We start from the raw sequence: 21,831 nt of genomic DNA, 5'->3' as shown, positions 1-21,831 counted from the left end.
GAGCCAGCACCGCACGCTTCGAACGACCGAACTTCGAAACGATCCGTTCACCAATATTGGGGAATTCGCGAAATACTTTACACGGTAGCGGCCCTACCCTGGCGTATGGACGACCCGTTCGTAATCGTCGGCGGTGACGCTGCCGGGATGAGTGCCGCGAGCAAAGCGAAGCGCGAGAATCCGGACCTCGACGTGATCGTCTTCGAGAAAGGCGAGTGGGTCTCGTATGCGGCCTGTGGCATGCCCTACTACGTGAAGGGGGCCGTCGACGACCTCGAGGACCTCGTCGCCGTGACGCCCGAGGAGTTCCGCGAGGAACGCGACGTGGACCTCCGGACCGGACACGAAGTCGTCTCGATCGATCCGGAGGCGAAGACCGTCACCGTCGAGACCGACGGCGATCGGTTCGACCAGCCCTACGGTGCCATGCTGATCGGTACCGGCGCTCGCGCCGTCGAACCACCGTTCGACGGGTTCGATCTCGGGGGCGTGTTCACCCTGCGAAGCATGGACGAGGCGGACGCGATCGAGGACTACGTCGACGCCCACGAACCGGCGTCCGCGGCGATCGTCGGCGGCGGCTACGTCGGCGTCGAGATGGCGGAAGCGCTCACCGAACGCGGAATCGACGTTTCGATCTTCGAGATGCTCCCGCAGACGCTCCAGCCCTTCGGGAAGGAGACCGCGCGTGTCGTCGAAGACCACCTCCGCGATCAGGGCGTCGAACTGCACCTCGAGACGGCGGTCCAGGGGTTCGCCGGCGGCGAACACGTCGAGGCGGTCGAACTGGAAGACGACTCCGTGCCCGCGGACGTCGTCATCGTCGGCGTCGGCGTCGCGCCGAACGTCGAACTCGCCGCGGAGGCCGGGATCGAACTCGGACCGACGGGTGCCATCGCGACCGACGAGTACGGCCGCACGAACTACGACGACGTTTACGCCGCGGGCGACTGTGCGGAGGCGACGAACGTCGTGACCGGCGAACCCGATCACGTCCCGCTGGCACTGACCGCCAACCGCGCCGGGCGAGCGATCGGTACCACCGTCGCGGGCGATCCCACGCCGACCGGCGGCACGGCCGGCACGGCGATCGTCAAGGCCTTCGACCTCGGGGCGGCCCGGACCGGGGTGATCGACCCCGATCTGGCGCGAGAGGTCGGCTTCGACCCCGTCTCCGTGACGATCGAGGCGCCGACGCGCCCGCACTACTATCCCGGCGCGACCGATCTCACCGTGACGCTGGTCGCCGATCGGGAGAGCGAGCGCGTGCTCGGCGCCAGCGTGGTCGGCCGCGAGGGCGCAAAGCGGATCGACACGGTCGCGACGGCGCTGCACGCGGACCTTATCGTCCCGGAGCTGCAGAACCTCGACCTCGCGTACGCGCCGCCGTTCAGCCCCGTCTGGGATCCGATCCTCACCGCGGCGAAGGTGCTTGCCGGCAAACTCGAGGACTAGGTCACTCGTAACCGCGATCGATCTCCGGCCCGATCGGATCTCGGCCCGGATTTTCACCGAGACGGCGACGAGTCGGCGTCTCACTCTCCCTGAACCGGTGGTGGCGTTAACTGGCCACGCGGTGTAGCCGGTCCGTGATGAGCGTCCTCGAAACCGTTCTCGTCGAGCTCGTCGTCGTCTTGCTGATCGCGGCCACGGCCGGCGTCGCACTTGCGAGGGTCGCGAACATTCCGTACACGATCGCGTTGCTCCTCGTCGGCGTCGGCGCGTCGGCGATCGGAGTCCCCCACACGATCGGTCTCTCCGAGGAGATCATCCTGCTCGTCGTCCTTCCCGCGTTGCTGTTCCAGGGTGGTACGAACGTCGACCTGGAGCGCCTGCAGACGGACCTCCTCCCGGTGGTGCTGCTGGCCGGCCCCGGCCTCGTGCTCTCGATTCTCCTGCTCGGCGTGTTCGGTCGGTACGCGCTCGGCTACCCGCTGCTCGTCTCCCTGCTGTTCGCGATCATGATCCTGCCGACGGATGCGATTTCGGTGGTGGCGGTGTTCGAAGACGTCGGGGCGCCGAAACGGCTCTCGACCGTCATCGAGAGCGAAAGTCTGCTCAACGACGGGGTGGGCGTCGCTCTCTTCGCGACGATCCTCGCGGCCGTCGTCGAAGCCGTCCAGCGAGGGGCCTCGCCCACGGCAGTCACGTCCGTCACGGACCTCGCTCGAACCGTCGGGATCGAACTGCTGGTCGCGAGCCTCGGCGGCTTCCTGGTCGGCGTCGTGGCCGGCCACCTCGTCTATCGGGCGATGGTCGCGGCCGACGACGCGATGCTCGGCGTCAGCCTCACCGTCGTCCTGGCCTACGGCTCGTACCTCCTCGCCGACGCGCTGGGTGCGAGCGGCGCGATCGCGGTCGTCGTCGCCGGCCTGTTCATCGGCGATCGCGGGGAGACCGACGCGCTCGATCCGCGGACGCGGATCACCGTCGCCACGACGTGGAGCGCCGTCGCCTTCCTGCTCAACACGCTCCTGTTCGTCCTCATCGGCCTCGAGACGCCGATCGGGGCCTTCGTCGACAGCGCCGGACTCGTGGTGATCGCGTTCGTCCTCGTCGTGCTCGCCCGGTCCGTCGTCGTCTATCCGCTCGTGACGGTGACCAATCGCTGGCTCGACGAGTCGATCTCGCGATCGTCCCAGCACCTGATCGCCTGGAGCGGCCTGCACGCGTCGATCCCCATCGCGCTGGTCCTCGGCTTGCCGCCGGAACTTCCGGCCGCCCTGCGCGAAGAACTCCGCGTGCTCGTCTTCGGCGTGGCGGCGCTCAGCCTCCTCGTCCAGGGGCTGACGATCGCCCCGCTGCTCGATCGCCTCGGGATCGTCCAGCGATCGCCGCCCGAGGAAGTTTATCGGCTCCTGACGGCCCGACTTCGAGGAGTCGACGCCGCCATTGCGACCGCAAGCGCACTGCACCGGGACGAAGAACTCCCACAGGACCTCTACGTCGAGTTCTGCGATACGTACGGTCGGGAGAAGAACCGCCTCGAGGCGGCGATCTCGCAACTTCTCGATCGGTATCCGTCCGTCCGTCGGCGGGCCGAACTCGCGGGCGAGCGGCGCGTGCTCGAGAGCGAGAAGGACGCGGTCATGGAAGCGATCAAGTCGGGCGTCGTCGAGGGAGCCGACGCCGATCGACTCCTCGAGACCGTGGACGAACGACTCGAGCGCGTCGACGCGGGCGAGAGCGACGTGGGACGGCTCGAAGAGTCGGCGTTCCGGGAGTTCTGGACGGACGCGATCGACGCGTACGACCTCGACGTCGATCGACCCTGGCAGGACGACGACGGGGCGACGACCGGCGCCGAGGACGCGTGAGACCGTGAGACGAGCCGTTGGTCAGCGGATCGTCTGCTCCTTTAGGTGTGGAGCCTAGCCGTTCGCCTACGCGGAGCCGGCCAGGCAGCGGGACGAAACGGGTCGTGACTCCACCGTCACGATCGACGGTGTCTGCTAGCTTCATACCCCTCGGCGGTGAACGGACCGATCGAATGACCGAGACTGGCACCATCACGTTCGTCCCGAGCGTCCACTTCTCTCCGGCCCACCGACGGCGGGTTCGCGAGACGATTCGCGAGGTCGACCCCGACGTCGTCGCCGTCGAACTCGACGAGCGACGCTTCGAGCGACTCGATCGGAACCAGCAGTCGTCCCCCTTCGACCTGACCCGGGAGTTCCCGCCGCCGACCGCGGCCGCGTACGCGACACTGCGGGCCCTCCAGCGGACCGTCGTCCGGCTGTACGGACTCGACCCCACGAAGACCGACATGGAAACCGCGATCGAAACCGCCGCGGAACTGGACACCGAGGTCGCCCTCATCGACGACCCGATCGTGGAAACGATGGACGCGCTCGGACGACGCGTGGGGTTCGAGACGCTTCCGAAGCTGCTGGTTCGCGCACAGTTGATGGGGCCCGAGGACTACGCCAGACAGATCGAGGCGATGACGACGTCGTTCTCGGACGTCGATCACGGCGACGACGTCCAGCCGATGATCGACCACGTCCGACGACTGCTGCCGGAAGTCGCCGAGGTGATGATCGACGGACGCGACCGGTCGATGGCGAACCGTCTCCACCGGCTTCGCAGCGACGGGTACGACGTCGTCGCCGTCGTCGGTGCGGGCCACCACAACGGGATTCGACGCGTGCTCGAGGAACTCGAACGCGACTCCACCGATCCCGATACGGTCGTGCCGATCAAAACGTCCTCGCGATCGGTGACCCGGATCCCGATCGACTGATCGATCGGCCGTCCGTCCGGGGACCGGGTGACGCCACGTCGTCAGGAGTCCCGCCCGGAGTCGGGAGCCGCAGGGTCACCGGACCGGTTCGGGAGGTGCTGGTACGTACAGCGGTCACCGTCCCTGATGACGACGTGCAGAACGTCGCCCTCCTCGACGTCGGCCAGCTTCGACGCCGGTTCGACGTGTTGATCGACGAGTTCGCCGTCCGCCTCGAGCAGGAGCACGACGTGTCTGTCGTCGACGATCCGATCGACGACGGCGACGTATCGCTCCGCGCCCGCCGATTCGTCGGCGTCGGAACCCGTCCGTGCGCCGATGCTCGTCGAGGCGACGGTCGTCGCGCCGATACCGGTGCCGAGTGTTCGAACGAGACCGCGTCGGGACAGTTTAAAGTTGGCTGCCATGCCCCGTCCGGCCGCGGTATCACGTATAAACACGCGTTCGGTGTGGCGGGGACGAGTGTTCGATCGTACCAGTGAGAGGGTGATAGAACGATCCGGGCATCAGGAGACGTACTCGACTAGCCCCGGAATTCCTCTGTTTTGAGATATACCTATAGAAACGAGAGGTAAGGAGACCTGTCGAGAGTATAGCGATCGGCGTCGGATCCACGATCGAATGGAGCCAAGCGAGAGTCACACTGGTATGACCCGACTGGAGATCTAATCGCCACCGGAGCCGATCAAACGGTCGAATACGATTCCGCAGTACCCTATCGCTGGACGACAAAATAGAGATCGACGCTCGTAACGAGGCCGAATGTCCGGTTATCTGGGGAAGTTACGGAATATTCGTACAACAATTACGACGTCAGCCGGTCCAGCGAGGGTGATATCTTCGAATTTCTGGGGGAAAACTAGCAAACGAATCTGACGATCGGTTCCCCCTCATAGAATTATTTGTTTTCTGTCTAGTTTAGAGAACCATATATAATTTGGTATAATCGTCGGCGGTGTTCGAGCGCCCCTCTACAGGGGCGACGCACGATCACGGACCCCGGACGATCGGAGAGGAATGCGATCGAACCGGTGAGGCGATCGGAGACGTCGGGATCGCGAAGGAAATAAGCCGGCAGCACGGCGATGGATGGGAACGGCGGCGCTATCGCCGACGAAAATATGTTACAATCATATGTCTGTAAACAGTTAACGTTCCGGTACGTTTTTGCGATCGGATACCCAACGGGAGGACAGTGACCGAATCATCCACATCCCGATCGTCGGACGAGTCGTGTGGCTGCAAACTCGGCCGAATCGCGACGGAGTACGACCTCTCGGGACTCGACGACGACCTCGTCGCGTCCTGGACAGGGACCGGCGACGAACAGTACAGTACGCGGGAACTCGCGACGCGGGTGAACCAGCGCGTCCTCGAGTCGGCACTCGACGACGCCGGCGTGGCGCTCAAGGACGGCGAAGTCGAGAACACGTATCGGCTGCTCACCGACGACGACGTCACCAGCGGGACGCGGGTCCAGACCCGGAACGAACTCGAGCGCGAGGGCGTCCCGATCGAGGACGTCGAGTCGGATTTCGTCTCCCACCAGACCGTCTACAACCACCTGACGGGCTGTCTCGAGGCGTCGCTCGAGGAACCGGACGACGAGGAACGGCTCGAACGGGGCGCGGAGAAACTCGGCGCGCTCCAGAACCGGACCGCAGTGGTGACGGAAGATACGATCGCGCAGCTCGAACGCAACGACGTCGTCGACATCGGCGACTTCGACGTGCTCGTCTCCGTCACGGTAACCTGCCAGGAGTGCCAGCAACAGTACACGGTCAGGGAACTGCTCGACGAACGATCCTGTGACTGCGATCGAACGTAAGTGAGCCGCGCCCGACCCGGCGATTGAAAGTGGCAATACATATTTAGGAGGAACCGAAATAACCACGCATGGAAACTGGTATGGATTCGGAACAACGGAGGACGCCGGAACGGGCAACCCTTTCGGTCGACAACATCGGCGGAATCGACGAAACGGAGGTCACGTTCCAGCAGGGAATCACCGTTCTCTCGGGACGAAACGCAACCAACCGGACGTCGCTGCTACAGGGCATCATGGCGGCGCTGGGCAGCGATCGGGTGAGTCTCAAAGCCGACGCCGACGAGGGTGGAGCCACGCTCTCGTTCGGCGACGAGACGTACCACCGATCGCTACAGCGGGGAGGCGGAACGGTCGTCAGCGACGGCGACCCGTACCTCGACGACCCGGAACTCGCCGACCTGTTCGCGTTCCTGCTCGAGTCGAACGAGGCGCGCCGGGCGGTGGCTCGGGGGGACGACCTCCGGGAACTGATCATGCGCCCGGTCGACACGGACGCGATCACGGCCGAGATCGAACAGTACGAGCAGCGGAAACGGGACATCGACGATCGGCTCGCGCAACTGGACGAACTCGAGAACCGGCTACCCGACCTGGAGGCGAAACGGACGCGAGTGATCGACGAGATCGAACGGCTCCAGGGGGAACTCGAGACGGCACAGGCGGACCTCGAGGACGCGAACGTCGACGTCGAGGAGCGGCGCGCGGACCAGTCGGAACTCGAGGACAGACTCGACGAGTTACGAGAGACGCGATCCGAACTCGAGCGGACCAGAGACCGGGTCGAAACGGAACGGGAGAGTATCGAGGCGCTCGAGACCGAACGGGAGGAGGTCGAGGAGCGACTCGACGACCTCTCGACCGGGGGAGAGACGGAGGTCGACCGACTCGAGGCCGAAATCGACGTCCTCCAGGACGAAAAGGCCGAGCTCAGCGAGGAAATCTCACAGTTGCAAAGCACCATCCAGTTCAACGAACAGCTTCTGGAGGAGTCCACCGAGATCCTCGGCGGTGGCGAGGAGACCGACGGTGGCTCCGTGACCGACCAGTTGCTCCCCGACGCCGAGTCCGATTCGATCACCTGCTGGACCTGTGGTTCGACGGTCGCCCGGGACCAGATCGAAACCACCATCGAACAGTTACAGGCCGCCAGACAGGACCGCCTCGAGGAGCGATCCGACGTCAGCGCCGAACTCGACGAGAAGCGAACGACGCTCGACGAGATCAACGAGAACCGGACGGCGTACCGACGGGCGAAGCGCCGCCTCGAATCGATCGACGACGAGATCGAGCGGCGACGCGACCGGATCGACGAACTGACGGCCGAACGCGAGTCGTTGACCGACGAAATCGACGACCTCGAGGAGACGATCGACGACCTCGAGACCGAGGATTACGGCGACGTCCTCGAGCAACACCGGGCGGTCAACGAACTCGAATTCGAACTCGAGCGCAAAGAGCGCGACCGCGACGAGATCGAGGACGAAATCGCGTCGATCGAGGACCAACTCGACGAGCGAAACCGCCTCGAAGCGGAACAGGAGGACGTCAGGGAGGCACTGACGGACCTGCGAACCCGCATCGATCGGATCGAGGCCGACGCGGTCGAGGCGTTCAACGAGCACATGGCGAACCTCCTCGAGACGCTCGAGTACGACAACCTCGATCGGATCTGGATCGATCGGACGACCCGCGAGGTACGAGAGGGACGTCGCAAGGTCTCGAAGTCCACGTTCGACCTGAAGATCGTCCGCAGTACCGACGCGGGAGCGGCCTACGAGGACTCGATCGACCACCTGAGCGAGAGCGAGCGGGAGGTGACGGGGCTGGTGTTCGCGCTCGCGGGCTATCTCGTCCACGACGTCTACGAGACGGTCCCGTTCATGCTCCTGGACTCGCTCGAAGCGATCGACTCCGCGCGGATCGCCACCGTCGTCGAGTACTTCGAGGAGTACGCGCCCTTCCTCGTCGTGGCGCTGCTCGAGGAAGACGCACAGGCGATCGAGGGAGAACACGACGTGATCGCTGAGATCTGAGCGACGGAGTATTCCCCCTGACGGGGGAGATTGACTTTTCGAACTGTCTGACGCTGGTTTCGAAACTCGTCGTTGGGAAGGGTCCTCCTCGGTCTATCGGTGACTATACCTCGGACGGGATTTCCGGTCGGCACACACCTATCGGTGAAACGCCGTCTCGATCACCCTGTCCCGAGAGCGCGGACCGCTGCCAGCGCCGACCGGTGCTTCGCGCGGCAAAATTCACCACGATTCGCCGTGCAATCGCGCCAACACTCCCCGGATCGGCGCGGAGAGATACGCGACCGCGTTTCGGTATCCGAACTCCCGGTTCAGCCGTACGCGAGCGTCACCTTGATCTCGCCCGCCTTGTCCCACAGGCGATTGACGAGGTCGTCGTGGACGTACTCGTCCCTGAACCGACTCGTGGGGCCGAACAGCCCCAACGCGCCGAGCAGGTCGTCGTCCGGCGTGTAGACCGGGACCGCGACCCCACAGAGGCCGTCCATGTACTCCTCGTCGTTGACCGCGTATCCCCGTTCGCGGATCCGATCGAGTTCGTCGGTGAGAGCGTCCGCGTCCGTGATCGTGTGCGACGTGTGTCGTTCGAGCCCTTTCTCCTCGACGAAGCGATCGACCTCGTCCTCGTCCCACTCCGCGAGAACGACCTTTCCCGAGGCCAGCGAGTGCAGGGGCCGACGCTTCCCGATCATCGTGTCCGAGAGGCTGCCGTACCGGTGGAGGTAGACGCCTTCGGATTCCTCCTCGACCAGGAACAGCGCCCGCTCGTCGGTCTCCTGGCCGAGTTCGAACACTTTGCGTTTCGCGGCCTTGTATCCCGCTTCGCGGTTTCGCGTCTGTTCACCGATCTCGAGCAGTCGCAGGCCGATGTAGTACGCACCGTCACGCTCGATCACGTATCCCATGTCGGTGAGCGTCGAGAGGTGGCGGTAGACGGTGCTCTTCGTCAACTCCGTCCGCCGCGTGAGTTCGGCGATCGTGAGTCCCTCCTCGTCCTTGAGAGCTTCGAGGATTCCGAACGTCTTCCGGGTCGTCTCGACCCCCGTTTCGTCCCCCGAATCTCGATCCATGCTCATAGCGGGACGTCGAGAGGAATCCCAATCAATGTTCCGGATAGTGAAACGCGTTCGCTGCTGTGCGGAACGCGCGTCGACGAGCAACAATCGTGTCGTGGCCGTGTTACCGGTCGAAACGGCGGTGTTCGACGAGGAATCGAACTCCAGATTTCGCCGGTTTCCGTGTCGGGTATCGGCCACGTCGCAGCCGCGTAGCCCGCGTACGTACTCAGATCGCCCCCGTTCGGGCCGTACGCAGCGATCGCGCCGCACGGGGAGGTGACGATCGTCGCGAACCGATTGCTCGGACCCGGATGCTGAAACGAGCGCCCCGTCGGTGTGCGGGTCCGCTACTGGTAGGCCTGGAGTCCGGTCAGGTCCTCGCCGAGGATCAGCGTGTGGATGTCGTGGGTCCCCTCGTAGGTGTAGACCGTCTCCATGTTCGCCATGTGGCGCATCGGCGAGTAGTCCGTCGTGATACCGTTTCCGCCGAGCATCTCGCGGGCGACCTTCGTCTGCTCGCGGGCCATTCGCACGTTGTTCCGCTTCGCCATCGAGACGTGCTGTGGCCGCATCTCACCGCGCTCCTTGAGTTCCGCGAGCCGGTAGGCCAGCAACTGCGCGAGCGTGATCTGGGTCGCCATCTCCGCGAGTTTCTCCTGTTGAAGCTGGAACCGGCCGATCGGGCCGCCGAATTGCTCGCGATCCTGGGCGTACCGGCGGGCCTCCTCGAACGCGTCCCGTGCAGCGCCGACCGCACCCCACGCGATGCCGTATCGCGCCTGCGTGAGACAGGAGAGCGGCCCCTTCATGCCCGAGACGCCGGGGAGGACGTTCTCCTCGGGGACGTAGACGCCGTTCAGACCGATCTCGCCCGTGATCGACGCCCGCAGGGAGAGCTTCTCGGTGATCTTGTTCGTCGTGACGCCGTCCCGATCGGTTTCGACCAGGAAGCCCCGGACCGGGTCGTCCTCGACCGAGCGGTCACGCGCCCAGACGACGGCGACGTCGGCGATCGGCGCGTTCGTGATCCACGTCTTGGAGCCGTTGAGCACGTACCCCTCACCGTCGCGTTCGGCGCGGGTCTCCATCGCGGAGGGGTTCGATCCGTGTTCCGGTTCGGTGAGACCGAAACAGCCGACGGCCTCGCCCTCGCCGAGTTTCGGGAGCCACTTCTCCTTCTGGACCTCGCTGCCATAGGCGTGGATCGGGTACATGACGAGTGCCCCCTGGACCGACGCCATCGATCGCAGCCCCGAGTCACCCGCCTCGAGTTCCTGCATCAGGAGTCCGTAGGCCGTCTCCGAGACGTTCGGCGAGCCGTAGCCCTCGAGATTCGGCGCGTAGAACCCGAGCCCTCCCATCTTCGGGATGAGTTCTTTCGGGAACGTTCCGGCCTCGAAGTGTTCGCCGATGTCGGGTTTGACGTGCTCTTCGACGAACTCCCGGGCCGTATCCCGGATCATCCGTTCCTCCTGATCGAGATCGGCTTCGAGTTGAACGAAATCCAACATACGCTAGTAGTACGGAATTGGCGGTATAGAGATTGCGGTCTTTCCCTCGGAGAGTCGTTCGCGGAGACGCTGGTAGGGATGAGACTATCGCGGGGAACCGGACTGGAGAGGAAGAGAACGCCCGGCGCGGCCGACGAACGGCGCGATCGGTTCGGGCACCGCACGCTGCCACCGGATCGGAATCCCCGGTCCAGCCCCGGTCAGTGACGCCCGATCGGTTCGCCCGCTGATCGCGTCGAGACGAGGAGCGCTGCACCTACCCTGCCCTTACATTATTCAGATATTAGTTTCCATAGTTAACATTGATTCTGTATTCTTCCAAGGGATTTGCAACGTTTGGAAACACCGAAGCTATTTTGTAACTCCCGGCTGAGCATCACGTATGGCCTTTCGCCTGTCAGACGAACACCGGGCGATCCGCGACGCCGTTCGCGAGTTCGGCGAGAACGAGATCGTTCCGGTGGCGGCGGAACACGACCAGGAGGGCAAATACCCCGAAGCGATCCGGAAGGAGGCGGCCGAATACGACTTCGTCGCGCCGAACATCCCGATCGAGTACGACGGGGCCGGAATGGACAAACTCGCCTCGACGATCGTCACCGAAGAACTCTGGCGTGCAGACCCGGGGATCGGTTCCGCGGTCGGCAGCGCCGGCTTCGGGACGGACATGATCGTCGAGTTCGGCGACGAGTGGATGAAAGAGGAGTGGCTCCCGAAGATCGCCAACGGCGAGTCCGCCTCCTGTTCCATGATCTCCGAGCCAGCCCACGGCTCGAACGTGGCGGGAATCGAGACAGTAGCCGACGAGGACGGCGACGAGTACGTGCTCAACGGCACCAAGATGTGGATCACGAACGGCACCGTCGCCGACGTCGGCGTCGTGATGGCCAAGACCAGCCCCGGAGAGGGCCACCGCGGCATCACCGCGTTCCTCGTCCCGATGGACACCGAGGGCGTCACGACCGAGAAGATCGACAACAAACTCGGGATTCGCGCCTCCGACCTCGCGGAGGTCATCCTCGACGACGTCCGCGTTCCCGAAGCGAACGTCATCGGCGAGGTCGACCAGGGCTTCTACCAGTTGATGGAGTTCTTCGCCTCCGGGCGCACCAGCGTCGCCGCCCAGGCCGTCGGTGCCGCACAGGGCGCGCTCGATTCCGCGCTCGCGTATGCACAGGAGCGCGAACAGTTCGACCAGCCGATCGCCGAGTTTCAGGCGATCCAGCACAAACTCGCCGAGATGGCGACCAACGTCGAGGCCGCCCGATCGCTGACCTACCGGGCCGCGACCCAGGTCGAGGAGGGGAACCAGGAGACCGCCGCGCAGTTCTCGAGCATGGCGAAGCTGTTCGCGAGCGAGCACGCGGTCGACGTCGCCGACGAGGCGATCCAGGTCCACGGCGGGTCGGGCTACGTCACCGACTACCCGGCCGAACGCTACTACCGCGACGCCCGCATCACGAAGATCTACGAGGGCACCAGCGAGATCCAGAAGAACATCATCGCCGATCGGCTCCTGTAGTCGGGCGTCGAGGGGGCCGGAGTATCGGAATGGGAACGTTTTTGAGACGCACCGGAGTGGATCCACACATGCAAATCGCAGTCCTTGGCGCCGGGAGCATGGGACACGGAATCGCTCAGGTGTCCGCGATGGCGGGCCACGAGGTCGTCCTGCGGGACGTCGAGGAGGAGTTGGTCGACGACGGCCTCGAAGGAATTCGCGAGAACCTGCAGGGCGGCGTCGATCGGAACAAGGTGACCGAACGCGAGATGGAGACGACCCTCGATCGAATCGAGGGGACGACCGACCTCGAGCGCGCCGTCGCCGACGCCGACCTCGTGATCGAGGCCGTGCCCGAGGAGATGGACCTGAAGAAAGACGTCTTCTCGGACGTCGAGGACGCCGCGGGCGACGAGACGGTGATCGCGTCGAACACCTCCTCGCTGTCCGTGACGGAGATGGCGAGCGCGCTCGATCGGCCCGAGCGCGCCGTCGGCCTCCACTTCTTCAACCCGCCGCACGTGATGGACCTCGTCGAGATCGTAATCGCCGAACAGACCGACGAGCGGACCGAGGCGTTCGCGATCGACTACGTCCGCGACATCGAGAAGGAGGACGTCGTCGTCCGCGACAGCGCCGGCTTCGCCACCTCGCGGCTCGGTCTCGCGACCGGACTCGAGGCGATCCGGATGGTCGAGGAGGGCGTCGCCAGCCCGGCGGACATCGACGAGGCGATGACGCTCGGCTACGGCCACCCGATGGGGCCGATCGAACTCACGGATCACGTCGGACTGGACGTGCGCTTGCACATCGCCGAACACCTCCGCGAGGAACTGGGCGAACGGTTCAAGCCGCCGCAAGCACTTCGCCGCAAGGTCCGGGCGGGCAATCTCGGGAAGAAGACCGGCGAGGGGTTCTACGTCTGGGAGGACGGCGAGCGCGTCGGCACGAGCGGCGACTGGGGTGGTGTCGATGAGTGATCTCGAAGACGAGTACGACGTGCTCTCCGTCGAGGTCGGCGAGCACGCCGATCGGGTCGCGACGATCGCGATCGAGCGACCGGACGCCCGGAACGCGCTCAACGGGCAGGTCCGGGCGGAACTGAAAGACGCCGTGAACGCCGCCGACGAGGACGACGACGTGCGCGTGCTCGTGCTCACCGGCGGCGAGGGATCGGGCGCGTTCGTCGCGGGGGCCGACGTGACCGAGTTCCAGGACCGCGGCCCCGTCGAACAGCGCCGGGCCAGCGAGCGGCCGCGGGTCTACGAGACCGTCGACGACGCGACGATTCCGGTCATCGCCCGGATCAACGGCCACGCGCTCGGCGGCGGCTGTGAACTCGCGCAGGCCTGTGACGTCCGGATCGCCGCGGCCGGCGCGAAACTCGGACAGCCGGAGATCAACCTCGGGCTGATCCCGGGCGGCGGCGGCACCCAGCGACTCGCCCGCCTCGTCGGCGAGGGGCAGGCGATGCGGCTGATCCTCTCCGGCGAACTGATCGACGCCGCGGAAGCGAAGGAGATCGGCCTCGTCGACGCGGTCTACGATGAAGACGACCTCGACGACGGCGTCTACGACCTCGCGAGTTCGATGGCCGAGAAGAGCCCGATCGCACTCGAGTTCGCCAAGAACGCTATCAAGGCCGGGTCCCGGATGGGACTCGAAGAGGGTCTCGAATACGAGTCCGAACTGTTCGTCCAGCTGTTCGCGACCGCGGACAAGGACGAGGGGATCGAGGCCTTCCTCGAGGGGCGCGACCCGGAATTTACCGGCGAGTGACGGCCTCACGATACCCTCGATTTGGGTCTCGATCGACCGATCGGGCCGACGGCTGGACGAGACTCGTCTCGCGGCACGTCGTGCTGCCATATATTACTGTATTATGATGTTTTCCCCAATATGAGTGATGATCGATGTTTCCGATATTATCCAACGATCGTGCTGTATTTCCCATAAAATCTCGTTATTGGAACAGTTCCGATGCCAGGATTTTCGATGAAACAACGCCAACTACTAGTAGATGACTCGAGATAGAGTTCTCTTCGAGTATGGAAAGAGGTTACCGTCCCGAGGGCGAACGTAACGCCGAACAGAGGCCTGATAAATCGCACGAACGGAAACGGAATGGAGTAAATATTCGAAACGTGTCAATACTATCGTACTGAGAGTAATCGTTTCGGATCGCCGATCGAGATCGGCGTACCGGACGACCGACGCGACGCGGTCGTGGTCAGCGACGACTGTACGGATTCCCGTCGGTGTTCCGAATCCCGCCACCTGACCACCTGTGAAGTACCATCTGACCACCAATCACCTGTGAGGTATAAGGATGCGACCGACGTAGCACCGCCTATGCCGATTCCCGGCTACGACCCGGACGACCTCGACGACGCGCTGGAAGCGGTAGTCGACGCCGACGAACTCGAAGACGCGTTGACCGACGATCAGTGGGAGGCCTACCAGCACGACGACGCCGCGCTGGTCGACGTGCTCGACGAGGCGGAGATCGAACGACTGCTCGACCAGCGATCGGAGTCGATCGAGTGATCCCCGCGGGCGCAATCCGATCCCGTCCCGGACGTGAGAAAAAATACATATAGCGTCGCGACCTCGCGTACGGTATGGGTTTGCCCGACGTACTCGACGAGCCGCGCGCGATCGACACCCACGCACATCAACCGACCAGCGAATTCCTCCACGACGCTGGTGGCGAAATGATGCAGGACGCGGCCGATCGGTTCGGTGCCGACCTCGAGACGGACACGTACGACAACATGATCGCGGAGTACCGTGACGCCGGCGTCGATCGAGCCGTCCTGCTCGGGTGGGACGCGGAGACGAACACGGGGAATCCGCCGGTGCCGAACGACTACGTCGCCGAGGTACGCGACGAGTACGACGACTTCTTCGTGGGCTTTGGCTCCGTCGATCCGCTCAAGGACGACTGCGTCGCGGAGGCGATCCGCTGCGTCGAGGACCTCGACCTCTCCGGGTTCAAGTTCCAGCAGATCGCCCAGGGGTTCGATCCGTCCGCGCCCGAACACGAGGCCCTCTGGTCGACGATCGAGGATCTCGGCGTGCCGGTCGTGTTCCACGGCGGAAACTCCACGCTCGGAGCCTGCTCGCCGGGTGGCCGCGGACTGAAGATCAAGTACGGCAATCCGATGCTGATCGACGACGTGGCCGCCGACCACCCCGACCTGCAGATCCTCATCGCGCATCCGGCCTACCCCTGGGAGAAAGAGCAACTCGCGATCTGCCAGCAGAAGGGCAACGTCTACATGGACCTCTCGGGCTGGATGCCCCGGTACATCGACGATCAGGTGCTTCACTACGCGAAATCGCTGCTCTCGGACAAGGTCATGTTCGGTACGGATTATCCGATGCTCGAACCGAAACCGTGGCTCGAACAGTTCGCCGAACTCGACTTCGACGAGGAGATCCAGCGCAAGATCCTCTGGGAGAACGCCGAGGAGTTTCTCGGACTGTAACGGGCCGTCGATCGTCTCGCTCGCCGACGGGTCGACGTCGAACCGGCCGGTGTTCGAACTACTCGAACGACAGTGCTCTCGCGGCCGCCAAGTGATTACAGCCATACGAACGTAATACAATGGGCTCGAACCCGCACCATTCGCGTGACGACGTTCCCGTCTATCGACTGAACCCGAACCGGCCGATGCAACCCGATAGAGCGTGCGAAAGCGACGAACAGGGACGGGATCCAGCTAGCGGCTCCGAACGAGAGAGCGACGTTTCGATCGTGAATCCCGCACGTCGTTCGTTCGAATTACTCGAACAGCGTCCGTGGCGAGGATCTCAGGAGTGTGCGAGATTGATCTCGACTTCGTTGGTCGCACCGAGCAGGAGGTCGGGGAACTCCTCGATCAACAGGTCGCCGCGCAGTCGGTTGGCCGGGCCCGCGATACTGATCGCGCCGATGGCGGTCCCCGACTGGTTCCGGATCGGCGCTCCGACCGCGTGAACGCCGACGACGGACTCCTCTCGATTGAACGCGTACCCCCGGTCTCGAATCGTCGCGAGTTCCTCGCGCAGTTCGTCCCGATCGGTGATCGTCCGGGCGGTCTGCGTGGCGAGGCCGTAGTCGTCGAGGATTTCGTCGATCCGTTCGTCGGGGAGGTGCGCCAGGATTGCCTTGCCCGCGGCGAACTGGTGGAGATACGTCCGCTGACCGATTCGGGCGTGCGTCTTGACCGAGTGGCGGCCCTCCGCTCCGTAGATGTGGACGCCCACGCCGTGTTCCTCGATCACGGCCCAGACCTTTTCGTCGGTTTCCGCGGCCAGTTCGTCCACTTTCGGTTTGACGACCGGGAACAGCGTGTGCTCGTTGCGGACGTGAACGCCGTAGTCGAGAAACCAGGTGCTGATCCGGTACGCGTCGCCCTCCTGGACGAGCAAGCCCCGGGACTCGAGCGTCTTCACGTGTCGGTGGACGGTACTCTTCGCCAGCCCAAGTTCGTCGGCGATTTCGGTGATCCCCGCGCCGTCGTTGCGTTTGAGGAACTCGACGACGTCGAAGGCGGTCTCGACGGTTTCGACGGGCCTGTGTGCCGAGTCGCGTGCCATGGTCCGGTGCTCGTCCCGAATCGACAAAAACCTTGTTCCCGCTATTCGAACGGATATGCAAGTCGTTCGAATAATTCGAACGAGGTGACGAGCCGATCGCGGCGGTGAACGTCGACGTCGCGATCGAGGGAGAAAGCGAACCGGGAACGATGCGGCGAGCAGTCCGGACAGCGGTCCGCGTCGTTCACGAGGTCTGGGAGTACTCCTCGACCCACTCCTGTAACGTGATTCCCATCGTCGCTTGTGTGATCGCGTTCGACGACGCCGAGTTGGCGCTCTTGACGAGTTCGGCCTCGAGCGTTCGCGTCGGAACTTCGCCGATGAAGTGGGGGATCGCCCGCTGGACGGCGAGCGGACAGCCGACCTCGTGGGCGAGCGCGTAGCCGGAGATGGAGTGGGGGATCTCCTCGCTGACGTACCGCGGGTCGGGTTCGTCGAGCAGGTCGCCGTCGACGTGGTCGGGATACTCGTAGCACTTGCCGACGTCGTGCAAGAGACACGCGGCGACGACGGTGTCGGTGTCGGGATCCGCGCCGTGGAACGATCGCTGTTCGTCCGCCGCGTCGAGCGCGATCCGGGTGACGCCGCGAACGTGCTCGACGTTCGTGACCTCGTGGATGTTCCACGCGTACGGAATGTCCGCGACGTCTCGCCACCCGCCGCGCTCCAGACCGAGCGTCCACGCCTCGACGACGCGATCGCGGAGGTCGTCGCTCTCGATGTGCTCGAGTTCCGGAAAGGCGTCGCGAACCTGCTCGTCGAAATCGATGTCGGACATCTCGATCAGCGCTCGGCCGCGGTTTTGACGAGCCGTTCCCGACCGATGAACCGGGGCCGTTCGTCGATCGCGAGGAAGTTGTCGACGTCCTCGCGGGCTTCTCTGGCCTTCCCTCTGTCCGGATCGTAGTCGCGCGAGCCCTCGCTGCCGAGCGCGTCGTAGAGTTTCTCGAGGTCCTCGAAGTACAGTTCGGCGACGCCGTCGAACTCCGCGTGCTCCGGATCGGTCGGAATCACCGTGTTGTACTTCACGACGCCCTCGATCTCGCGGGCGATCGGCGTGTGGTTCGTCTGCCAGTAGTCGACGAACTCCTCGTGGGTCATCCCGTCCTGGCGGACGAGAAACGCCGAGTGCTTGTACAGGCCGTCCGTCTCGCCGTCGACCTCGTCTTTCTGGACGATCTCCTCGCCGATGAATCGCGGCCGTTCCTCGATCGCGAGGAAGTTGTCCACGTCCTCGCGGGCCTTCGCAGCGATCTCCTTCGCGGGATCGTAGTCGCGCGAACCGGGGCTTCCGAGGGCGTCGTGCAGGTCCTCGAGGTCCTCGAAGTACAGTTCCGCCAGCCCGTCGAACTCCGCGTGTGCCGGTTCCGTCGGGAGTACCTGCTGGTAGCGAACGACGCCCTCGATCTCGCGGGCGATCGGCGTGTGCTCGGTCTGCCAGTAGTCGACGAACTCCTCGTGGGATAGCCCCTCCTGGCGGACCAGGAGAGCGATGTGCTTGTACATCACGACTGACTTTTCCACACACTACAATAAATTATGAGGCCGGTGACCAGTTCGCGTGGGGAGATCGGTACCGCTCCGATCGGCTCACGGTCCCATCAGAGCGGCTCGCCGCCCACGAACAGTCGATCGCCGGCCGAACGATGCGCCGCGTAGCCCTCGTAATACTCCATCAACTGGAACAACGCCCCGGTCGGATTGCTCGGCGGAACGAACGCCTCGCTCCAGTGTTCGAACTCCGCGCGGTCGACGACGCTCACGCCGCGGACTTCCAGCGCGTCGATCGCCGACTCGAGGTCGGCGACCTCGAGCGTGACGTGGTGGAAGCCGGGTCCGTGTCGATCGAGAAATTCGGTCAGGAACGACTCGGATCCGTCGTCGGGTGCGATCAGTTCGATTCGGGAGGCGTCGCCGAGGACGTACGTCGCCCAGGTAAACTCGCCGTACTCGCTCGATTCCTCGTGGATCTTCTCACAGCCGAGGGCGAACAGCAGCGCTTCGGCGTTCTCGATCGATTCGACGGCGATGCCGACGTGGTCGACGCGCGTCGCGGGCATCTCGGTCATACACCGGAAACGACTGGCGGCGATCATAATAGTCCGGTTCCCGGTAGCAATCGTCACGTGTCAAGCGACCGCACCCCACCGATAGAACAAAGTCGGCGGACGGCAACAGTGCAGACGCATGATACAACCGGCAGCGCCTCTCGTCCCGAACGAGGAGTACAGCCACGAGGAGGGCGTCGACCCCGGGTCCGGTCCCCGGATGGTCGCCGAAGGAACCGTCCGCGTCGCGTCCGAGGGATGACGTCCACGGCCGCAGCACTCGTCGAGACCCTCGAGGACCTCGACGTCGAATACGTCTTCGGCTATCCGGGCGGGCGGGTGATCGAACTGCTCGAGCACCTCCCCGACTCCGAGGTCGACCTCGTCCGGCCCCGCGACGAACGCGAGGCGAGCGTCATGGCGGAGACGTACGGCCGACTCACCGGCACCCCCGGCGTCCTCACCGGGCAGGGACCCTGGATCGGCAGCCTCGGACTGATCGGACAGATGGAGGCCGCTCTGTCCTCGTCGCCGATGGTCGTGCTCACGGAGGCCTCGGAGCGCGGCGAGTACTCCACGCTCGCGCCCTACCAGCAGGCCCGCGGCGACTACGGCGGGTTCAGCCTCCCGGACATCCTGGGCGGCGTGACGAAGGAGTGGTGGTTCCCCCGGACGCCGATCGAGACCCTGCGATCGACCCAGCTCGCGTTCAAACACGCCGTCGCCGGTCGTCCCGGGCCGACGGCGGTGATCCTCGACGGGGACGGAGTCACGGGCGACGTTCCCGGAGATCCGACGCCGCCCGCGTGGGACGCCGTCGAACAGACGCGAACCTGGGACGCGGCGCCGACCGCAGCCGACGTCGCGGCGGCCGTCGAGCACCTCGAGGCTGCCGATCGGCCGGTTATCGTCGCGGGCAACGGCGTCCACGCCGCGCAGGCGTACGACGAACTCGCGGCCGTCGCCGACGCCTACGACTGCGCGGTCGTCACGTCCTACCTCGGGAAGTCGACCTACCCCGAGACCGACGATCGCGCCGCGGGCGTGATCGGCTCGTTCGGCCACGAGGGGGCCAACAGGGTCGTCAGCGAGGCCGACACGCTGCTCGTCGTCGGCTGTCGGCTGAACCCGATGGACACCAACTGGCAGGCGCCCGAGTTCGTCCGACCCGACGAGCAGACGATCGTCCACGCCGACGTCGACACCCGGAACGCCGGCTGGGTCTATCCCGCCGACGTCGGGCTGATCGGCGACGCGAAAGAGAGCCTGGCCGCGCTCACCGAAGCCGGCGGTGCGTCGAACGACTGGGCGCTCGATCGGGCCGCCGAAGCGCGGGACTGGTTTTCGGCCCCCGAGTGCGAGGACGATTCGGCACCCATCAAACCGCAGCGCGCGGCCAAGGAGATCGAGGCCGTCGTCGACGAGGAGACGATCGTCACCGCCGACTCCGGGAACAACCGGTTCTGGCTGCTGTACTACCTCCAGACGCCGGCCGTCCGCACCTACTTCGGCAGCGGCGGCGTCGGCGGGATGGGGTGGGCGAACCCCGCGGCCGTCTCGGCGGCGCTCGCGACCGAGAAGGACGTGATCGCGGTCGCCGGGGACGGCGGCTTCTCGATGACGATGAACAGCGTCGAGACCGCCGTCGAGTACGGCGTCGCGCCCACCTTCGTCGTTCTGAACGACACCAGTCTCGGGATGGTCCGCCAGATGCAAGGCGAGAACGGCGACATCGCCGGCGTCGAGTTCCACGACACCGACTTCGTGATGGCGGCGGAGGCGTTCGGCGCGATCGGCCGACGCGTGACCGCTCCCGACGAACTGGCCGAAGCGCTCGCGGAGGGGAAAGCGGCGGACGTACCCCACGTCGTCGACGTGCGCATCGATCGCGAGGCGGACATGGCCGAGACGCTGGCCTCCTCGTTCTACGAGTCGGTCGGGGGGCTCCACGAGTAATGCGAACCCGAGCATCGCCGTGCGAACGAACACCAACCTATACGTGACCGATCGAACTATCACCCAGACATGAACGACACCGACACGACGGTACTGGTAACCGGCGGAACCGGCTTCATCGGTTCCTACGTGGTACAGGACCTGCTCGAACACGGCCACGACGTCGTGGCCTACGACCTCTCGACGGATACGGAGATCCTCGAGAAACTCGGCGTCGCCGACGACGTGACGGTGCGCCGGGGCGACGTCTCCGAGGCGACCGACGTGATCCGCGCGGTCGGAGAGACGGGGGCGACCCACATCGTCCACCTCGCCGCGCTGCTGACGACGACCGCCCGCGAGAACCCCCGGGCGGCGGCCGACGTCAACGTCCTCGGAACGAACAACGTCTTCGAGGCGGCCCGCATCCTCGACGACCAGGTCGAGCGCGTCGCGTGGGCGTCCTCGGCGGCGGTCTACGCCCCGCCGACGAACTACGACGCCGACTGGGTCGACGAGGACGAACTCGTCTACCCCGACACGCTCTACGGCGCGACCAAAGAGTACAACGAGCACCAGGCGCGGGTCTACCACGAGGACTACGGCCTCGACCACGTCGCCCTGCGGCCGACCGTCGCCTACGGCCCCTATCGCGAAACCGGCGGTTCGGCCTTTCTCGCAAACATCATCGAGAAGCCCGCGCTCGGCGAGTCCTACAGCGTCGAGTACGGCGATCAGGCGATCGACTGGCAACACGTCGAGGACATCGCGCAGGCCTTCCGGAAAGCGGCGTTCACGCCGGAAGACGAGTTGACCCAGCGCGTCTACAACGTCCGCGGCGTGCTCGCGACGGTCCGCGAGGCCGCCGAGACCGTCGAGGCCGTGCTGCCGGACGCCGATATCGACGTCTCCGACGACGGCGAACTGCCCTGGACGCAGAACCTCGACATGACGAAGGCCCAGGAAGATCTGGGCTACGAGGTCCAGTACGACCTCGAGGCCGGCTTCCGGAAGTACATCAACGTGCTTCGCGAGGAGCAGGGGCTCGACCCGGTCTAACGCGACTGGAACGACAGATCGGGTTCGCTCC

The 21,831-nt window shown here is 64.9% G+C and carries 20 protein-coding genes; 13 read left to right on the top strand and 7 right to left on the bottom strand.

What is annotated here, in order from left to right; all coding sequences use genetic code 11:
• Window positions 1-105 precede the first annotated feature (105 nt).
• The 3 genes from MUG98_RS23650 to MUG98_RS23640 all read left to right on the top strand — a co-directional run bounded on the left by MUG98_RS23650 (window position 106) and on the right by MUG98_RS23640 (window position 4,243).
• Window positions 106-1,455 carry an FAD-dependent oxidoreductase gene (locus MUG98_RS23650; protein WP_265109853.1) on the top strand — a complete coding sequence of 450 codons (1,350 nt, stop codon included), beginning with the start codon at window positions 106-108 and terminating at the stop codon, window positions 1,453-1,455.
• 137 nt (window positions 1,456-1,592) lie between these two features.
• Entirely contained in the window at window positions 1,593-3,317 is a 1,725-nt protein-coding gene (locus MUG98_RS23645) for a cation:proton antiporter (protein WP_265109852.1), read from the top strand.
• Between the two features lie 173 nt (window positions 3,318-3,490).
• The gene (locus tag MUG98_RS23640; protein ID WP_265109851.1) at window positions 3,491-4,243 is read left to right on the top strand and encodes a TraB domain-containing protein; all 753 of its coding nucleotides are present in this window, start codon (window positions 3,491-3,493) and stop codon (window positions 4,241-4,243) included.
• A gap of 41 nt (window positions 4,244-4,284) precedes the next feature.
• Here the strand turns inward: MUG98_RS23640 and MUG98_RS23635 are convergent, their stop codons facing one another.
• A complete protein-coding gene (locus tag MUG98_RS23635) occupies window positions 4,285-4,650 on the bottom strand; it encodes a DUF3006 domain-containing protein (RefSeq protein WP_265109850.1) in 366 nt (121 codons plus the stop codon).
• A 788-nt stretch (window positions 4,651-5,438) separates the two neighbouring features.
• Here MUG98_RS23635 and rdfA point away from each other — a divergent pair.
• Together rdfA and MUG98_RS23625 are read left to right on the top strand one after the other, a co-directional pair.
• A complete protein-coding gene (rdfA, locus tag MUG98_RS23630) occupies window positions 5,439-6,071 on the top strand; it encodes a rod-determining factor RdfA (protein WP_265109849.1) in 633 nt (210 codons plus the stop codon).
• Window positions 6,072-6,139: 68 nt separating this feature from the next.
• Window positions 6,140-8,104 carry an archaea-specific SMC-related protein gene (locus tag MUG98_RS23625; protein ID WP_265109848.1) on the top strand — a complete coding sequence of 655 codons (1,965 nt, stop codon included), beginning with the start codon at window positions 6,140-6,142 and terminating at the stop codon, window positions 8,102-8,104.
• 311 nt (window positions 8,105-8,415) lie between these two features.
• Here MUG98_RS23625 and MUG98_RS23620 read toward each other — a convergent pair whose 3' ends face one another.
• Complete coding sequence (locus MUG98_RS23620; protein ID WP_425601066.1) at window positions 8,416-9,180, bottom strand: IclR family transcriptional regulator; 765 nt, start codon at window positions 9,178-9,180, stop codon at window positions 8,416-8,418.
• 329 nt (window positions 9,181-9,509) lie between these two features.
• A complete protein-coding gene (locus tag MUG98_RS23615) occupies window positions 9,510-10,673 on the bottom strand; it encodes an acyl-CoA dehydrogenase family protein (protein ID WP_265109847.1) in 1,164 nt (387 codons plus the stop codon).
• Between the two features lie 382 nt (window positions 10,674-11,055).
• On the opposite strand from MUG98_RS23615, the gene MUG98_RS23610 reads away from it, so the two are divergent.
• From MUG98_RS23610 to MUG98_RS23590, 5 genes are all read left to right on the top strand, one after another.
• On the top strand, window positions 11,056-12,195 hold the full coding sequence (locus MUG98_RS23610; protein WP_265109846.1) for an acyl-CoA dehydrogenase family protein: 1,140 nt from the start codon (window positions 11,056-11,058) through the stop codon (window positions 12,193-12,195).
• A gap of 68 nt (window positions 12,196-12,263) precedes the next feature.
• Window positions 12,264-13,154 carry a 3-hydroxyacyl-CoA dehydrogenase family protein gene (locus MUG98_RS23605; protein WP_265109845.1) on the top strand — a complete coding sequence of 297 codons (891 nt, stop codon included), beginning with the start codon at window positions 12,264-12,266 and terminating at the stop codon, window positions 13,152-13,154.
• Window positions 13,147-13,953 (top strand): enoyl-CoA hydratase/isomerase family protein, encoded by an 807-nt coding sequence (locus MUG98_RS23600; protein ID WP_265109844.1) that lies wholly within the window; start codon window positions 13,147-13,149, stop codon window positions 13,951-13,953. The genes MUG98_RS23605 and MUG98_RS23600 overlap by 8 nt, the downstream gene beginning before the upstream one ends.
• A 573-nt stretch (window positions 13,954-14,526) precedes the next feature.
• A complete protein-coding gene (locus tag MUG98_RS23595; protein WP_265109843.1) occupies window positions 14,527-14,721 on the top strand; it encodes a DUF8027 family protein in 195 nt (64 codons plus the stop codon).
• 74 nt (window positions 14,722-14,795) lie between these two features.
• On the top strand, window positions 14,796-15,665 hold the full coding sequence (locus tag MUG98_RS23590; protein ID WP_265109842.1) for an amidohydrolase family protein: 870 nt from the start codon (window positions 14,796-14,798) through the stop codon (window positions 15,663-15,665).
• Between the two features lie 325 nt (window positions 15,666-15,990).
• Here MUG98_RS23590 and MUG98_RS23585 read toward each other — a convergent pair whose 3' ends face one another.
• The 4 genes from MUG98_RS23585 to MUG98_RS23570 all read right to left on the bottom strand — a co-directional run bounded on the left by MUG98_RS23585 (window position 15,991) and on the right by MUG98_RS23570 (window position 18,827).
• Entirely contained in the window at window positions 15,991-16,758 is a 768-nt protein-coding gene (locus MUG98_RS23585) for an IclR family transcriptional regulator (protein WP_265109841.1), read from the bottom strand.
• A gap of 184 nt (window positions 16,759-16,942) precedes the next feature.
• Entirely contained in the window at window positions 16,943-17,536 is a 594-nt protein-coding gene (locus MUG98_RS23580; RefSeq protein WP_265109840.1) for an HD domain-containing protein, read from the bottom strand.
• Between the two features lie 5 nt (window positions 17,537-17,541).
• Entirely contained in the window at window positions 17,542-18,264 is a 723-nt protein-coding gene (locus tag MUG98_RS23575) for an EthD domain-containing protein (protein ID WP_265109839.1), read from the bottom strand.
• 95 nt (window positions 18,265-18,359) lie between these two features.
• Window positions 18,360-18,827, bottom strand: a complete 468-nt coding sequence (locus MUG98_RS23570; protein ID WP_265109838.1) for a VOC family protein — start codon at window positions 18,825-18,827, stop codon at window positions 18,360-18,362.
• Window positions 18,828-18,945: 118 nt separating this feature from the next.
• Here MUG98_RS23570 and MUG98_RS23565 point away from each other — a divergent pair, with 118 nt between their 5' ends.
• The 3 genes from MUG98_RS23565 (at window position 18,946) to MUG98_RS23555 (ending at window position 21,800) form a co-directional block, all read left to right on the top strand.
• A complete protein-coding gene (locus MUG98_RS23565) occupies window positions 18,946-19,068 on the top strand; it encodes a hypothetical protein (RefSeq protein WP_265109837.1) in 123 nt (40 codons plus the stop codon).
• Window positions 19,065-20,762, top strand: a complete 1,698-nt coding sequence (locus MUG98_RS23560) for a thiamine pyrophosphate-binding protein (RefSeq protein WP_265109836.1) — start codon at window positions 19,065-19,067, stop codon at window positions 20,760-20,762. Before MUG98_RS23565 ends, MUG98_RS23560 begins: the two co-directional genes overlap by 4 nt.
• A 69-nt stretch (window positions 20,763-20,831) precedes the next feature.
• Window positions 20,832-21,800, top strand: coding sequence for an NAD-dependent epimerase/dehydratase family protein (locus tag MUG98_RS23555; RefSeq protein ID WP_265109835.1), 969 nt, complete (start codon window positions 20,832-20,834; stop codon window positions 21,798-21,800).
• The last annotated feature ends 31 nt before the right edge of the window (window positions 21,801-21,831 follow it).

Source organism: Halosolutus halophilus (genome assembly GCF_022869805.1).
Lineage (GTDB): Archaea > Halobacteriota > Halobacteria > Halobacteriales > Natrialbaceae > Halosolutus > Halosolutus halophilus.
Note: the sequence above shows the minus strand (reverse complement) of the source record. Positions and strands in the feature narration are given on the sequence as shown.